General features: G+C 53.6%; 1 protein-coding gene. It reads right to left on the bottom strand.

The window, feature by feature from the left end; all coding sequences use genetic code 11:
* Positions 1 to 683 (bottom strand): alpha-galactosidase (locus C5S62_RS01630; protein WP_190311535.1); only part of this gene is annotated, 683 nt, incomplete at both ends.

The raw sequence follows: 683 nt of genomic DNA on the forward strand, positions 1-683 counted from the left end.
CGGGATGTTTTTCGTAAAGCTCGCTCTTTGTATTGGCCATTTCAGGCTCAATCCATATTCCGAACTTGATGTCGTTGCGCCGGGCGGACTGCGTGAGTCCGCCGATACCCTGAGGCAGTTTCTTTTCACACACCATCCAGTCACCCAGACTCGATTTGTCGTTATCGCGAGGATATTTGTCGCCGAACCATCCGTCGTCCATCACGAACAGTTCTCCGCCAAGAGACGCTATGTCGCCCATCATTTGGTCCATCGTCTCCTGGTTTACATTGAAGTAGACACCTTCCCAGCTGTTCAGGAGGACGTCACGCAGCTTGTCACCGTTAGCTATGGCATACAGCCGTGCCCATTTGTGGAAAGCGCGGCTCACACCTCCCTTGCCCTCTTTCGAGAACGTCATGACAAACTCAGGTGTGGAGAAAGTCTCGCCCGGTACGAGGGAATAGAGCGAAGTGTCGTCGTTGATGCCGCTGATTACATTGAGACGGTTGGCGGATGCCTCGATTCTTGTTTTGTAATTGCCGCTCCACAGCAGGTTGCAGCCAAACACCTCGCCGGCGTTTTCCGCAGGTTTGCCGTCGATGGAAATCATGAAGCCGGGATTGGAGCCGAAAGCGTTTCTCAGTCCGGCCTTGTCGGCTATGACGGTTTGTCCTTCGGGGAGATTTTCCTCGGTCATGTAG

It is taken from the genome of Prevotella sp. MGM2, assembly GCF_002933955.1.
Taxonomy (GTDB): Bacteria; Bacteroidota; Bacteroidia; order Bacteroidales; family Bacteroidaceae; genus Alloprevotella.